The organism is Thermosporothrix sp. COM3 (assembly GCF_059696735.1).
This window is the reverse complement of the sequence record NZ_AP019376.1, coordinates 4,131,415-4,147,168: the sequence shown is the minus strand read 5'-3', so window position 1 is coordinate 4,147,168 and position 15,754 is coordinate 4,131,415. Positions and strand designations below refer to the sequence as shown.

The following is a 15,754-nucleotide window of genomic DNA, read 5'->3' as shown; positions in this document are numbered from 1 at the left end:
AACTTGCTGCGACAGGTAAAATAATTAAGGAAAAGGTTTTCATGTATTGTGGAGTGGTGGAGGATGTGCATCTTGCTATGTGTACAAACATAAATGATCAGGAAGAGGAAACGCTTGAGCAGGCGTATGCTCGCTGGCAGCTCTCCCTGATTCGGACCCCGCTTGATCTCTCGTTTCAAGATTTCTGTTCCGCGTATCCCGATGGCACGGATACAGGTGAACCACTGCGGAACGGTGATATTATTCTGGATGGATGCTATTGTATCGAGCAACTGCTGTATCAGCGTCCCCGGGTTAATCTCTATCTGGGAAGGCGGGTCGGTAGCTCGGCGGGTGGCGATAAAGAGTTTGAGCCGCTGGTTGCGATTCGTGAAGTGGTGCTGGTTGGGCTTGATCCGCTGGTTCGCGATTGTATCGAAAATGCTCTGCTGGAAGAAGCGCAACACTCAACGCTGTTCTGTCCCGTTGGCCTGCCTCTGGTGAGCGAGCGTGTGCTTGTGGAGGGCGGGCGCTACTATCTTATCATTCGCTTGCAGTGTGCTTACAGCCATCTTCAGGTATTACCAATGACACTGCAAGAGCTTTTGCTGCGCGAGAGCTGGCCTGCGTGGTTGCACAAAGAATGCGCCTTGCAGTGGGGCTTGCAGGTGTGTCGAATGGTTGCCCGGTTGCATCGATTGGGCGTTATTCTGGGTGATGTGAGCCCGACGACGATTCTGGTTGATCGTGATGGGGTGGCCCCCTGGACGCCGACATTGTTATTTTCCTGGCCGCCTGCCCCCTGTTTCTGGCATGAAGGTGCGGGTCCGTTTACCCCGCAGCAGATTTATAATGGTGTTTTCCCGATCCTGAATACCGCGGGAAATAACCCTTTTATCGCGCCCGAGTTGCTCTATGGATACGCCGACGAACGCTCTGATGTGTATTCATTGGGTGCTTTACTTTATATGTTTTTCACGCGTTTCGCTCCGATAGTCGCGTTACGCCGTATGCGTGCCGAGCAGACAGGCGCAGAGACAACGGGAACCAGTATCGAGCAGGCATATATGAATGCGATTGAGCGCTGTGAAGGGCTGGAATTAGTGGAACCTTCCAGACTGCGCCCGGGAATCCCGCGCTCTCTGGAACGTGTGCTGCTTCGTGCCCTGGCTCTGGAGCCGGAGCAACGGTTCTCTTCGGCTTTTGAATTGGTTGAGGCACTGGAGGAGGTTCATATACAGGATGAGCTCCCGGTTCCTCTAGAGCCGGTTCAGAAGCAACGTCGCTCTTTCTGGTCTGGCTTCTGGCGCTTGAAAAGGGAATAAGAGCTGAGCACGCTTTCAGGAATGAGTGCAGAGCAAACCATGCTCTTGCAGTGCAGCTCTCTGGACCGCCTGAACCAGACGATCTGCATGAAGCGGCAGGAGCTCATCGATCAGACGCTGTGTCTTCCCTTTTCGTCGTGCTTCCCGAAATTGAAGGAAATCTGCCTCGGCTTCTGTTTTCTTTGGAACGGGAATGGACTGCAAGCAGTCAGCAAGATGTGTGACTTCCTCCGGTGTGAGATAGCCGCTGATATTCCCATAGGCGTCGCCTGCCTGATAACCAAAAGGCATCTGGCGTCGGCCACAGGCCAGAAACTCAAAGAGCGCCATTGCCCGGATGGAATAACGTGCCAGCCAGCCGCGTATCTGAAGGTGAACCGGCAAACGACCTAGCTCAATCCCGATGGGGAAATCTGGCGCCTCATCTTCTTCGTCATCCTGCGAATCGGTGTGGGCGAAACGCAGGGGTGGTTGCTCTGCGACGGGCAGAGAAGTGGGCGTAATCGGATCTTCTCCCGCTGTGTGTTGTACGGCCACAAGACTATGAATCAGGTCATCCAGACCGGCAGTGTGTAACAGGGCGATCATTTCGCCGCGTGCCATCTCGGGTTCATCCTCAGCTTGGGGTAGGGGATTGATTGGGCCATGCTGCCAGGGAAGACAGTATTCCTGAATCAGCGCTCCCCAGATAGTACGGAGTGCCTCAGAAGGGCGAGGCAGTCGGGGAGTGTGATGCAGCGCATAGGTATCGCTGAGAGAGGTGAAGGCTGCGGCATCGCAGAGTACAGCATATTCTTCAAGGTAGGGTTGTTGCCGGGGCAACTGTTGCACAAAGCGTCGTGCTCGAATCCAGGTGCGTACTTGCTGCAATGCCGCAGGAACGAATAGTTCTTCCTGCGCACATCGGGTCTGCTCAAAGAGCTGGTAAGCGTCGGTTTCGTCTTCGTTGATGAGCCAACGAGCCAGAGCAGGCATGATACGATCTGCGTACTGGTGCCAGTCAAAAGCGTGAACTCGCACAATCATCAGGAACAACTCTCTTTAGAATAGATACAACTCAGATTACGGATGGCGAACAATGCATGGGTTTCCTCTGCATACAGAGTACCTCTTCTCTATGTCGAACTACAAATAGATAGCTCTATGGTAATAGGTCCTACCACGCTTATGGTACTCTGTTATTGCTCGACGCGTTTCCGTTGTCTTGCTCCTCCTTCTTTGGCATAACATACAGTCCCATCTGGACCTGCTGCATCATTTCCTCCAATACCGGATCATCCTGTAAGCCGGTGAAGGAGATCTGACCCTTTTTCACGGTTGGCTGCTGTTCCAGACTGCTTTGCAGATCTGGCGGGAGATCGAGCGAGTTCGCCTGTATATAGTTCACGCCGGGAATGCCATTTCCGCCGGGGCTGTTGGATGGCACAGGAGCATATGAGCCCGCGAGCGTGGCGTCTGCATCAAACTGCGTGGCAAAGTCCTGATTCTCCATTGCGGGCATGGGAGAGAGCTCTTCTGGCATGGAGATAGTAGAGAAGCCCCCTGACATTGGTTCCCGAGGCGTCGGGAATGAGCGGAATGCAGGCAATGAGCCACTCTGATTCAGCGGAACCGGTGTGGGCATATCGGCGACTGTCGGTGCATCCGGTGACTCGGCGCTCCAGGGTGCCTCAGGCGTTTGAACTGGTGGCGGCGCTGGAGAGAATTGCTGTGGCACCGGAGAGAATTGCTGTGGTGGTGTAACAGGCTGTTGTTGCTCTGGTACAGCGGTCGCCAGAGATGGAGACATGTACGGACGCTTGCCCTTCTCTCCCTGCTGATGCTGCCTGTATTTGCGTACCATCAGCAGCGTGATAATGACAGCAGCGATAACAATCATAAATCCAGCACCAACGATGGGAAAGATGGTGGATAGATTATTTTTCTGGGTATTGGTGGTTTCCTCGGGTTGAGCGGTCGCTGTGGGCTCAACCTCCGGTGATGCTTCCGGGCTTGGCGAGGAAGTGGGCGTCGGGCCAGGAGTGCGTGTGGGCGATGGTGACGGGCTCGGCGTCGGAGTCACAACCGGCGGCGGCGGAACCATTCCCCCTTCATCCGGCGTCGGACTGGGCGTAGGTGATGGCGTTGGGCTCGGTGTAGGCGAAGGCGTTGGGCTCGGTGTAGCGGTCGGGCTCGGTGTAGCTGGAGGAGGTGTTTTGGGTGTAGTTGTCACTATGACAGTGACAGTGTTCAGTGGATCGGGAGACGGTGTTCCATCTACCGTCTGTGTCCCGTTATCCAATTCCTCCGCATCAACAAGCATAGATTTCATCAGGGCGATCGTGCCTACCCCGGTAAATAAGAGCAATACCAAACAGAGCGCCATCGTCCTCAATGTCCACTGAGCATGCCCAAAATGACGCTTTTTCACAAGTGTATGCCTCCTGATTGGCAGTGCTGCCAGTTATAATTGCAAATAGAGAAATAAAAAGGCTGTCACCAGAAAAGATGGAACTTTTTTGTAGCATATATCGCAAAAAGACCGATAGAAAAGAGCGAAAAGCCGATTCTATTGCGGCGCGTATATTTGCTCTTCCCAGTGTAGAGAAAGAAAAGTTGTATTGTCAAGCGAACGGCAGAAATGTACCACAATATTTAAATACGGTTGTTTATGAGCGTTTGGTGGATGCCCTGCCTCGAAAGCGGGTCATTGTGCTTTTTTCGTAGTTGTTTGGCTGTACATCCGTACGGCTTTACATCAACGACAGCGGTGTAACGTTACTGTAAAGTGAAGCGTGAAATGAGAGAGAATCGAAATGTTTTTTGTATTGTTGAGATTGTCGAGTTTTTGAAGGATTGAGGATTGTGGCAATGAGGAGCGAGAGATGCTACTGTGCGATTCGAGGTCTCTTTGAGGATCACAAGGAAGGCCATTTCCCCCTTTTTTTGGACTTTCATTGCAGAATGCTGGCATGAAGGATGCTGGATTTTATGCTGTTCAGCACAGATATGGAGCAAGAGCAAGTAGTGCTTATATGGTATAGAAAAGATGAGGCATTTTCTCTCGCTTGCTGTTACGTGCTTCTGGTATCCTGGGTGCAGAACGGAAGCAAAGAAATGGAGCAGATCTGTGGTGCGCGTCTTGAGAGGGCTCAAGAAGTGCTCTGAAAGCTGCTAGAAACGGGGGCACAGCATGTTCTCACAATCACAGGATACCCGGGAACCGCAGATTTCTCTGCCCCTGCCTTATCTACAGGGAGAGGCCTCGGAAGCGCTGCCGCGCGTCCTGCGTGGTAAGGACATTATCACTTTTGTGGTGCTGATAACCCTATTTATGCCTGCTATTCCGAATATTTATAGGAGCGGGACAATTGCCTTTCTGTACTGGATTGTTGGTGCGCTTGTCTGGATGGTACCTAGCAATGCAGTGATGCGCTGGCTCTATCTGCGGATTCAGCGTCTGGGTTATGTGATCTGGGGGGTGCATGTCGCGGGGCGACGCTGGGGTATGTTATCTCTTTTTTCGATCTGGTTGGCAGGTATCTTTGCCACTACTGTCCTTTTACAGAGTACAATTTTACCGCTGCTGCATCTGTTCCCGAACTGGTTTCTTGCCCCGATCTATCAGGCGCTCTGTATGGTAGTTGTGCTCGCGCTAGCGACAGTACTCTGCTTCCTTCGGCTCCGTCTCCTGTTTTCCCTGCTCGGCGTTCTGACCATCATCTACTGTGCTCTTTTTCTGTCTCTCGGGCTGGCGGGTATTCTCTGGCTGTTGCGGGGACATGCATCTGCTGTGCCGCTTGTTTGGCCACCGCTCTCGGCTGTTGAATTTAAATTTAGCGAATTATTCGGGCCAGTCCTCTGGGCGCTGGTGGGTGGGGAGGCGCTGGCACTGATGGTGCGTGAGATCAAAGGGACTGCGGAGTCAGTGCGGAAAGAGACCCGCATGATCTGGGTGGGAAGTGCGATTGTGCTCTGCTGTTATCTGGCGGCAACCTTTGGGACGGTGGTTGTGGTCCCACTGAATACCTATACCTTCCCGCGCAGTGTGATGATCCCCGCGCTGAACAGCGTGTTCGGCGAGAACATCTTCGGGGATGTGCTGATCTTCTTGCTGTTCCTTTGCCGGGTTGGAACCTCGGTGATCTTGTTGCTCTCATTTTCGCGTCTGGCATATCGCATGGCCTGCATACGGATCATGCCGGAGCGCTTTGCTCGAAAGAACCGTAGTGGGATTCCCTATAATGCCATTATCGCACAGGCTATAGTGATATTTTGTGCTTTTCTTGTTTTATATACGCTCCTTCCATCATTGCAGGTCTTGAGTGTACGACCTGTACTTTTACTGGATATGCTGTTTTCTGTTTTGCAGGCAATCGCGTTGATTGTCTGGCTGGTTGCTATGCTTCAGGTCTTTCTCTTTGTGATTATCGCGTTGACAGGAGAGCTACGCGGGGAAAGCACTGCCGAGGGCAGAACCCCGAAACGGGAGGCGCTGGTCTTGCTCGGGCTGGCGATTGTGGGGTGTCTGACGGCACTGACTGGCATTGCGACATCGCTGACGCATTCGTGGGTATCACCCTGGGTTCCTATGCCGCATTGGTTTTTTCTGGTTACGGGAATCACCCTGTTGCTTGGCATTCTTGGGCTGCTCACCGCTGACATTCCTTATGTCAGCGCGGCGGTAAGCGAGCTACGACGCTTGCATCAGCGCGAGGTAGAACTGCGGGCAAGGTTGCAGGATGCGTATAACGAACAGCGAGTGCTTGTACAGCAACAACAGGAGTTAATCGCGGATGTCGATCGCTTGTATCGTGAGAATGCTCGTGCCGCCTTGACCGATCCGGTGACCGGGTTGCCGAACCATCGCGCGGTGCTGAATCGACTGGATCGGGATATACAGGAGAGCAAGCAACGTCATGAGCAACTGGGCTTTCTTTTTGTGGATATCGATCATTTTAAGCGGATCAATGATAGATGGGGTCACCTGGCAGGTGATGCGGTGTTGCGGGAGGTAGGGCAGCGGTTACAGCAGGGGGTGGGGGAAAACAACTTTGTGGGGCGCTATGGCGGGGAAGAATTTGCCGTCATTGTATGGAACGTCGATGTGCAGCAAGTCGCAGAGATCGCTGAGCGGCTTCGTTGGGCTATTGCATCCCGGCCTTTTCAATGGAATGTTGAAGCCGAAGCGGCGGCTACAGAGATCTCGCTTTCTGCCAGTTTTGGGGTAGCTGTTTGTCCTGTACATGGTAGTGAAGCAAAGACCCTTATTCAGTATGCTGATAGCGCAATGTATCGCGCAAAGAATAGTGGGCGAAATCGTGTATGCATCGCTGATGAAGACGAAAGGGCGATTCATATGGCACTCTCAACGTCAGAACGGTTTGAAACGGTGGACGAGCGAACGACGCAGGCGCTTCTGGCTGTCACTTCTGTACGTGATCCCTACCTGTATGTCCATTCGCGGCGTGTAATGATCCTGGCTGATGCGATCGCTGTTGAAATGAAACGTCCTGCCGACGAAGTGCGCCTGTTACAACTTGCAGCATTGTTTCACGATATTGGGAAGGTTGGTATTCCAGACAGCATTTTGCATAAACCCGGACCGCTGACGGATGAAGAGTGGAAAATGATGCGTCGCCATGCCGAGCTGGGCAGCCAGATCCTGGCGCAGGCGGGCGGCATTTTTGTGCTGGTAGCCGGGATTGTGCGTGCACACCATGAACGCTGGGATGGAAAGGGCTATCCAGATGGGCTGGTGCGTGAGGAGATCCCGTTTCCGGCGCGTATTCTTGCGGTAGCGGATGCCTACGACGCGATGACGTTTCCGCGTGTCTGTCGGAAGTCAGTTTCCTCTCATGAGGCCTGCCAGGAGATTGTGCGCTGCGCGGGCTCGCAGTTTGACCCCGCTGTTGTGCGGGCGTTCCTGTTTGTGATGCGGACCGCTTCACCGCAGGTGATACAGCGGTTACACTCGGTCACAGCGGGGTATGGTACATTGCAGAACGGCTAAAACGTCTTTTCAGGCTCGGAAAAGAAGGCGTGAAATACAAGCGATGGAGAGGCTAGCGTTCTCCATCGCTCAGGTTAGCTCTACACGGTAGCAGGTCAGGCAAAATCGCGCAAGATATGCACCTGAATCGGTTGACGTAGTGTCCGTAGGGCCTTGACTTCGATCTGACGAATGCGTTCCCGGGTCAGCTTAAAGTAGACGCTAAGCTCTTCCAGAGTATGGCAGTAGCCATCCTGTAGCCCGTAGCGAAGCTCAATCACCTGACGTTCACGCTGACTGAGCGTTTCAAGAGCGCGTGAGATCTGATCGCGGAGGACCTGATGCGTGACTACCTCGGCGGGGGCGGCTGCGCTGATGTCTTCCAGAGTATCAGCAAGGTGATACTGCTCATCATCGATGAGAGGAGCATCAAGCGAGATCGGTGTCTCAGCTATACTCTGTAGCTCAACAATGCGTTCCTTTGAAAGGTTAATCGCTTTGGCGATCTCTTCCGGGAAGGGATCGCGCCCAAGATCCTGATAGAGCTGACGCGTAATACGCTTCATTTTATAGATAAGTTCGACGACATGCACCGGCACATGGATTGTGCGTGTATGCTCGGCAACGGCCCGGCTGATGGCTTGCCGAATCCACCATGTGGCGTACGTGCTGAAGCGGAAGCCACGGCGTGGATCAAACTTCTGGACGGCTCTAATCAGTCCTAAATTGCCTTCCTGAATCAGATCTAACAGTGAGATTCCCTGATTGTTGTAGCGTTTTGCGATACTGACCACCAGGCGAAGGTTCGCTTCGACCAGCCGTTGTTGGGCCTCGTGATCTCCTTCAGCGACCAGATGCGCAATTTTCAGTTCCTGCTCAGGGGATAAAAGCGGGAAGCGCCCTATCTCTGCGAGATACTGGCGAATGGCGTTATCAACCTCGCTGTCCTCTTCGTCTCCAAGACCTTCGCCTTCTTCGTATAGGAATGTCTCTTCATCGGCAAGATCAGAAAAAGATGACGCTGTCGCTTTTGGTCTGCCTCTGCGCGCTGTTTTTTTCGGTGGTGTAAATGTTGTCTCTAAGTCACTTCCTTTCGGAAAGAGTAATCGTTCATCAGTATCCAGTAATGGCGTCTCTAGAATTTCCTCCTCTGTAGAGACTCTCCTTGCCTTTCTTCCTCTTTTGGCCGGTGGTTTGGTTGGCTGTGTTGATGCGGCACGGCGTCCACGGCGTTTTCTCTGTTGGGTTCCTTCACCTGTTGCGTAGCTCGTTTCTTGACTGTCGAGCCCATTGACTGGCCCGACGTTGTTCACACTGGCTACCATATACCTACTCCTTTACCTCAAAACCCATTCCACATAATTTGGTAACCGGAGAATGGTGATGCTGGATGAGCCCTTTAAGGACTGGAGCGTTTCCAGCAACACTGTGTCTATACGCTGCTTCACTACAGCTTCAAGAATAGACACCCCCCCTTATCTTTTTAAGGGTGCAAGATATATGCCAATCGGCCTGAATCTGAAGGAACTGGAAAAAATTTCTGAAAAGATGAAGCTGTAAGGACTGCAATAGAGCCAGTGCATATGGTCCGCTTCTGCTGAAAAATCGCGACATATAGCGCTTCTCTCTCTGCGTTGTACCTCATCAGAGGTGGAAAAATTTTCCACTTGCTGTGGATATATCCGCAGTTTGTTCGTCAATGACAGAGAAAATCTAGCTTGCTGCATCCCAAAAGCGGCCTAAACGGCGTTCTTTGTTTACAGGAGAATAGATTGATGTTTATCTCTGCTTTTCGGGAGCCCTATGAAGAAACATTATCCTATCACACCTCTTCCGGCATTGCGACAGGAAAAGCCGGTTCTGCTGCCTCGCACCTCGCTTCGGAGCAGGTTGCGGGAACAGCGTTCTGTATATGTGTTTCGTTCCCCTGTGTCATGTCAGCAACATGTGCTGCCACACTGCTGTAGCACACCTGCTGTTGAGGATATTCCAACTGCACCCGAAGAAGATTGTTTTGACATCGCTGATATCAGGACCTTTCCCCCGCCGGCATTTTCTGCCACTCCTTCCCCTGCCTATCTCCGTTCGATCACGCCACCACCTGAGCGCCTGCCGGTGCTGTCTCCCTCTCTGGTGAGTCAGCTTTCAGTGAAGGAGCGTTGCCGCCGCTGGCTACTCAGGCCAGGTCATCTGGAGGGGCTTTTCTGGCTTTGCGGAACGGCGTTGCTGGTGGGAGTGAGCGTGCTTGTAACGCTGGCTGTTCTGCTGCGTCTGGGGCTGCTTGCCCACTAGTGTTCACCTGATCTTGTGTATTTAAACTGCAAAAAGTACTGTTACCTTCTTATTATATTGTTAAAGAGAGATAGAATACTGTACAATTAGTTGGGGATCAGTATGTCTCATGCAGGCTCATCGTGGGAAAGAGGCTGCGCTGAAGGGAAGGAGGGGCTGTAAAGCCACAAGAGAAGTGCTTTGTTGTGATCTGGCGAAAGCAGGAGCGCTACAAGGCCTATAGAGGGAATGGCGCTCGAAGTGTTGTGAGCGGGCAAGCACCGGTTCTCGTGAAGCTGCGCCTTGTTGAGAAATTGAGATACAGAATAGCATGTCCTATATGCCGATGTTCTTGTCTTTCTCTCTCTTTCCCTTTCAGATCTGCGGTTCTTCGTATGATATAAATATACTTTTATCTCCCAATATGGTATACTCCACGCGAGACCGCTCGTCTGGATCGTAGAAAACAGGATCTGGAAGGAGAGGCGGTTTGTGGAATTCATTGTGATCTTGTTCCGTACTGTCTTTGTAGAATGTTAGTTGAGTTTTGGAACGTATGCGAAAGACTGAGAATTTAACACGTCCATTGGTGACGGGAAACCTGGAAGCTGTGCGGCCGGCGGCCTGGAAGCGCTGGCTCCATCTGGCCCATCTCGCTTTCTTTGGCATGCTCTTTGCTATCGTTGGCTGGAATGAGGTGATGCGGGGCGGCTCATGGTATCATCATGGGGCGATGGCTGCACTTGCGTTCCTCTGGTGTATATGGTACTGGTTTATGCTGGTGCGACATCCACAGTGGTGGCGGCGCGTCGGGTTGATGCTCTGCTACAATGCGGGGGCGTTGCTCCTGCTCGGGGCGCTGGTCTGGCTGAATTCCGCCTGCTGGCCGCTGGTCTACCTGTTCTATCCGCAGGTGTTTGCCGTCCTGCCGCTTGGTTGGGCGATTCCGGTTGGTTTACTGGCCGGAGGGCTACATGTCGGCATGCGTTATGTGCTGGATCAGCAGCCATTAGGGTTCTTATTGCTCAATGTGGCACTCGCGCTCGTGGTCTATGCAGTGGTGACGACAGGAGCCATAGCGCTGGTCCAGTTGCATCTTGAGCGCAACGCCTTGCAGGATGAGCTGCGAATCACCCGGAAGAAACTGGCAGAGGTCAGGCGTAGAACATATGCGCTGGAAGACCAGCAGCGTCAGTTGCGTACCGTGCACGATAATCTGACTCAAGGACTTATCAGTATTGTGATGCATCTCGCGGTCGCAGATAAAATGATGCCGAGGAACACGTATAGCGGCAGTCGACAACATGTCGAGCAGGCACGAAGCGTCGCCCGGGAAAAATTAGCCGATGTACGGCGCTGGCTGAAAAAGACCGGTCAGCACGACGCCCTTCCTCCTGAGCTTCCCGTGACCGAAGAACTAGAGCTGATTTCCTCGCTTGTACAGGAAGAAAAGCCATAACGGTCATGTGTGGTACAGACCACGGCTGAGAGGAATTGCAGTGTGCGCTTCCTTCTCAGCTATTTTTGCATGTATTGCTGTTCTTTTTCTCCACTTTATGTTGATAATGTAGCGGGGCAGTGGAACGCCTGGTCTGATTTGCTCGACGTGCCCTGAGTGAAGTGATACAATGACTTTCATTGGTAGATTCTCCTGATAAGAGAGACTGAACGCAACTCCACAGGTACTATTGTAAGGAGAAACGCATGCCGCGAGGTCGAAAAGGATTGCCTCAAGAGAGTATAGATAGCATTTTGCTGGCGATGTGTCGCCGTAATGATATAGAGCAAGAAACACTGGCGGGGTATTTTGATCGTCTGGATGAGGAATGGACGAGAGGGGCTCGTGAAAAGGTCCTGAATTTGCTGCGTTCCTCTGATATGATGGCGCAACGGGCGGCTCTGGTTATCCTCTCAGAGCTGGCGACCGATTTTGATATAGAGGAACTGGAAGATTTTGTGACGGACCCTACGGTGAGTGATGTCGCCAAGCTGTCGCTTTCTCCATTGTTAAAAGAATTGGGCTCTGAACTGGCTGAAGATGGGTTGGTTGAATACCTCAATGATCCTGTCGGAGCGATGCAGCGAATGCAGATGCGCCTGCTGGAACTGGTAGGGCAGAGTGAGCGTGGGACTGAGGCCGTCCTGGTTGATGTGACCTCAATGCCTGTTGAGCGCCGTATTTCTTTTATTCAGTGGCTCGGCAATAGCAACGATCCGCGGGCTGCAAACTTATTGATCCCGCTGCTGGAAAATCAGCCGAGTAAGGTAGTGACGGTGATTATTGATGCGCTGGAACAGCTTGGCGCGATTGCGGCACCGCGTTCGGTTCCGGCTCTTCGCCATCTGATCGCCACTACCTCGAATCGCCAGCTCAAGCAGCAGGCTCGCGTCGTGCTTGGTCGCCTGACCATGTTGACGGCCCCGGGATTGCTGGATGAGATGCCTGAAGCACTGACGCCCGCTGATCTGCCGCCATTTCAGGCGCGGGTGAGCTTTCTCGATGGAGCCGGCTCGCAATTTATTCTGCTGCTCTGGAAGCGCCCGGATGGCCTGTTGAAGGGTGTAAACATCTTCTATCGGGATCAGATCGGGATCAAGGATTGTTACGGTATCGATGAAATGGAGATGCAGCAGCTCAGTCGAATAACGGGTGATATGCATGAGCAGGGCATTCATAGCGTTGAGGTGCCGTTCTCGTTTGCGCGCCTGCTAATTATGGAGGCTCGTGCTGTCAACAAGCGGACGCGACGGGCGTTGCCTATCTCCTATTCAATCTGGCGCCCGTTTATCGAGTTTGAGCCTATTTCCAGGAAAGAGAAGGCCTCATTGCCGCCCGCCATCCTGGAAACGCTGCCTCTTGATGAGGAGACGCGAGCACAGGCACAGAAGGGCGGAGACCTGTACCAACTGCCCGAGTTTTATTCCTGGTATTTTGAAACGATCCAGCAGTTGGAACCATACATTAACCGCTATTGGAACGCCTGTAGTGCACTGGAAGCTCCAAATGCGAGCGCGAAGTTGCTGAACGAGGGGCGCAGTCAGGAGCAAGTGAAACAGGAGCTGCTTGAGGAACTGGTAACTGAGGCTCTGGAGAAGCTCTTTGATGAGAAATGGCGGGTGCTGTATGCCGAACGTCTGTTGCGTCAGGCGGCGGTGTTTCAGCTTGTTGGGCGTGAGGATGTGGCGCATACTATCCGAGCTGTTGCGACCGTCATGAAGCCCGCTAGCGGTGTTGTAATATCCGAGCAGGCATTTCCGCGTATGATGATGCAGCTCTCTATCGAGCAGGGGCCATTACGTATGATGGTCGAGGCGTTTGGGGATAGTTCGCTTGGGGATCAGGATCTCAGGGCGTTGGCCCATGATCTGGTGGGTGAAGACGATAACTGAGCAAAAGGCAAGGCCGGGCAATACACCCGGCCCTCTTTTTTCTCAGGATGAGGTTGCTTTCAGTGGGGTTTTGAGCACGGCCTGTGCCGCGTATTCACCACTATGCATGGCTCCCTGAATGCTGCTGGACTTGGTGTATTCTCCGGCAAGATAGAGTCCCTCTATTTCAGTTGTGTTGTCCGGAAGCGAATCATAGATGCCAGTGGGCTGCGCAAACTGAGCAAAAGGAATGCGATAGACGGCCAGCGTTTGCCAGCTCTTGAGATCATGTTCCGGGAACCAGCTTGCGATCTCGGTCAGGCTCCGTTGCGCAATTGTGTCATCATCCTCAGTTGGGTTGCCGAGGATCGTTGCCGAGAGCAGGTGCTTGCGGCGTGGTGCATAGCTTGGCGCAATATTGCTCAGGAGCGTGGCATTGTTCACATAGGCGTCTGGATTGGCGTTCAGCAGGATTTTCCGTTGTGAATAGAGCCGGGTGTCACCCGCGAAGTACACGCAGACACAACCGACGCCTTCGATAGGAAGCCCCTTTCCATGCTGTCCGAGGAGTTGAGAGGCGACGGGAGCCGGGGTCGCGAGAACCACCTGCTCCGTGTGGATCTCTTCGCCGTTTGTCAGTTGTACACCACGAATGCGCTGTCCCTCAATCAGCAGCCTCTGCACCCTGGCATTAAAGCGAATAGCGCTTCTGGGAATGTGAGACGCGATCTGTTCTGGAATGCGCTGTATCCCTTCAGCAGGAAGTACGATATCACCGGTAGCCAGCATCTTAAAGAGAAACTGGAACATCCGGGCGCTGGTATGCATTTCACGCTCAAGGAAGATATCACCGAAAAAGGGGCGTATAAAGTTATCAATGAACTTTTGCGAGAAGCCCTGTCGGAGCAGGTAGGCCTCTGTGCTTTCGTCCTGTCCATGTGGTTGGTTGGCGCCGGAAAAAATATCACCGGCGGAATACTTTTGGAGTTGTGCCCGTAATGTAACTGTCCTGGCTTTGTCGGTAGCTGGAATCAGCGGATTGAACAGGCTTGGAAGCAGCCCTTTGGGATCGCGGAGGGGATCACTGATCTCGTAGCGTTTCCCGTTCTTGATCAGGAGTGCACCTGGCTCAAAGGAGCGCTGTTTGAGCCGTTCAAGGTTGAGGTGCCGTTTGAGAGCCGGATAAGCCGTAAACAGCACCTGAAAGCCGCGATCGAGTCGATAGCCATCTTCATGATAATCTGTGCGCAGGCGACCGCCGACCTGATCTGCCGCCTCTAAGACAAGTACCTGCTGACCTGCTTCTACAAGCTTCTTCGCACACGTAAGCCCCGCCAGGCCAGCTCCGACAATAAGTATCATCAGTTACTCCTTACCACAAGGGATTGATTACTAGTCCGGTGATGAGTTTCGGATATATATAGGTTGATTTCTGTGGCATACGGTCATCTGCCTGTGCCACATCGCATACCTGTCGCAGTGGAGTGCTGTTCAACAGGAGAAGAGCCTGTATGGAGCCGTTTTGAAGCTCGTCCAGACTGGCTTGCAGTTCATGATTATAGCGAACATACTTGCCCGCGGCCATATCCTCAGGTGTCAGGCCAAGCAGCGCTTCAAAGATCAGGCGTTGCGCGATCGCGACATCCAGCCGTTCCCAGGCTGCTGAATGTCCGCTGTTCTGCATGGCGGCGCGTCCCTGGTCGTGGAGACGTAGCAGCAGCGTGTGCTCTTTGGTCTTCAGGATAAAGGATGGTTGGGCTTGGCCTGCCTCATCCAGCCGGGCCTGTAGGGCCTCATCTGTGTGCAGTGGCTCGACCTCGAAGAAGCTGCCAAGCTGCTCCGGTGTGAGTGCGCTTAGCCCTTCAGATGGGAGGTTAAACAGCAGGCGATGCGTGGGCATGACGACGAGTCCGGGGTCATCAATATCAATCAATGCCATCATAGTAAAGTTGGCAGCATCTTCGGGCGATAGTTCGCGGCCCCGGCTGGCAACAAGCTCATTCCGATAGTTCAGGCCGGTCTCATAGCGGTGGTGGCCGTCAGCGATATACAATTGTCGCTCGGCGAAGAAATCACGAATCAGCGCAATCTGCTCTTCGTCATAGATAGGCTGGAAGCGGTGCTCAACCTTCTCTTCGTCAACGAACAGGACTTGAGGCTGTAGTGCGTACTCGCTCAAGAGGCGGCGCATGCGGCCCTGTGGGTCCTCATAAAGGCTCATAATTGGGCTGAAATTCGCAACGCAGGCGCGATATAGGCTGAGGCGATCATCTTTATCTTTTTTGCGTGTGTGTTCATGAGGCAGAATGACCCGTTTTTCCCAGGGTTCCAGGCGCACACGAGCAAGCAGGCTGGTGCGTGTGTAGGTTTTGCCTCCCTGCTGAAATAGCTGCTGATAGAGGTAATAGCAGGGCTTCTCTTCCTGCTGGATGACGCCTTGAACACGCCATTCCGCCAGGGTGGCAGCGGCGCGCGTGTAGACGTTGTTCAGCTCATTATCGTTCGGTTCCGCTTTGCCAAGCTCAAGCCGCACGATGTTATAGGGGTTGCGCTGATAGTAGCGCTCCTGTGCCTCTTTGCTGATGACATCGAATGGAGGGGTAACAACTTGTGCAAGATCTTCTATTTTCTCATGCGCATAGCGCAAACCGTGGAGCGGTCTGACATCTGCCATAATGTATCGCTTCTCCATCTTTTCTTATCTACGTCCAGCACGCATGGAGCGGGCCTGCCTGGCAATCGGAAATGCTCTATGCCACTCTATTGTATCACGTCTCTCTATAGCAGTCTTTCTTTTTCTCGCTGCCCCGACCTCTTCTCTCCTGTTCAGCTTGTTTCT

10 protein-coding genes are annotated in these 15,754 nt (G+C 52.9%); 5 read left to right on the top strand and 5 right to left on the bottom strand.

What is annotated here, in order from left to right; all coding sequences use genetic code 11:
- The first annotated feature begins 77 nt into the window (after positions 1 to 77).
- Positions 78 to 1,304, top strand: coding sequence for a serine/threonine-protein kinase (locus KTH_RS17555; RefSeq protein WP_137686098.1), 1,227 nt, complete (start codon positions 78 to 80; stop codon positions 1,302 to 1,304).
- A 15-nt stretch (positions 1,305 to 1,319) separates the two neighbouring features.
- Here KTH_RS17555 and KTH_RS17550 read toward each other — a convergent pair whose 3' ends face one another.
- Positions 1,320 to 2,330 (bottom strand): hypothetical protein, encoded by a 1,011-nt coding sequence (locus tag KTH_RS17550; protein ID WP_111318467.1) that lies wholly within the window; start codon positions 2,328 to 2,330, stop codon positions 1,320 to 1,322.
- A gap of 139 nt (positions 2,331 to 2,469) precedes the next feature.
- Positions 2,470 to 3,714 (bottom strand): hypothetical protein, encoded by a 1,245-nt coding sequence (locus KTH_RS17545; protein ID WP_497620237.1) that lies wholly within the window; start codon positions 3,712 to 3,714, stop codon positions 2,470 to 2,472.
- A 762-nt stretch (positions 3,715 to 4,476) separates the two neighbouring features.
- Here KTH_RS17545 and KTH_RS17540 point away from each other — a divergent pair.
- The gene (locus tag KTH_RS17540; protein ID WP_497620235.1) at positions 4,477 to 7,296 is read left to right on the top strand and encodes a diguanylate cyclase; all 2,820 of its coding nucleotides are present in this window, start codon (positions 4,477 to 4,479) and stop codon (positions 7,294 to 7,296) included.
- A 95-nt stretch (positions 7,297 to 7,391) separates the two neighbouring features.
- Here the strand turns inward: KTH_RS17540 and KTH_RS17535 are convergent, their stop codons facing one another.
- Positions 7,392 to 8,600 (bottom strand): sigma-70 family RNA polymerase sigma factor, encoded by a 1,209-nt coding sequence (locus tag KTH_RS17535; protein ID WP_246046306.1) that lies wholly within the window; start codon positions 8,598 to 8,600, stop codon positions 7,392 to 7,394.
- Positions 8,601 to 9,078: 478 nt separating this feature from the next.
- Here KTH_RS17535 and KTH_RS17530 point away from each other — a divergent pair, with 478 nt between their 5' ends.
- From KTH_RS17530 to KTH_RS17520, 3 genes are all read left to right on the top strand, one after another.
- Positions 9,079 to 9,567, top strand: coding sequence for a hypothetical protein (locus KTH_RS17530; RefSeq protein WP_497620232.1), 489 nt, complete (start codon positions 9,079 to 9,081; stop codon positions 9,565 to 9,567).
- A 535-nt stretch (positions 9,568 to 10,102) separates the two neighbouring features.
- A complete protein-coding gene (locus KTH_RS17525) occupies positions 10,103 to 11,005 on the top strand; it encodes a histidine kinase (RefSeq protein ID WP_497620230.1) in 903 nt (300 codons plus the stop codon).
- 245 nt (positions 11,006 to 11,250) lie between these two features.
- Positions 11,251 to 12,936, top strand: coding sequence for a HEAT repeat domain-containing protein (locus KTH_RS17520; protein WP_497620228.1), 1,686 nt, complete (start codon positions 11,251 to 11,253; stop codon positions 12,934 to 12,936).
- Positions 12,937 to 12,978: 42 nt separating this feature from the next.
- On the opposite strand, the gene KTH_RS17515 is transcribed toward KTH_RS17520, so the two are convergent.
- Both KTH_RS17515 and KTH_RS17510 read right to left on the bottom strand, forming a co-directional pair.
- Positions 12,979 to 14,277 carry an NAD(P)/FAD-dependent oxidoreductase gene (locus KTH_RS17515; protein WP_497620226.1) on the bottom strand — a complete coding sequence of 433 codons (1,299 nt, stop codon included), beginning with the start codon at positions 14,275 to 14,277 and terminating at the stop codon, positions 12,979 to 12,981.
- 10 nt (positions 14,278 to 14,287) lie between these two features.
- The gene (locus KTH_RS17510) at positions 14,288 to 15,589 is read right to left on the bottom strand and encodes a DUF1015 domain-containing protein (protein ID WP_170142297.1); all 1,302 of its coding nucleotides are present in this window, start codon (positions 15,587 to 15,589) and stop codon (positions 14,288 to 14,290) included.
- Between the last annotated feature and the right edge of the window lie 165 nt (positions 15,590 to 15,754).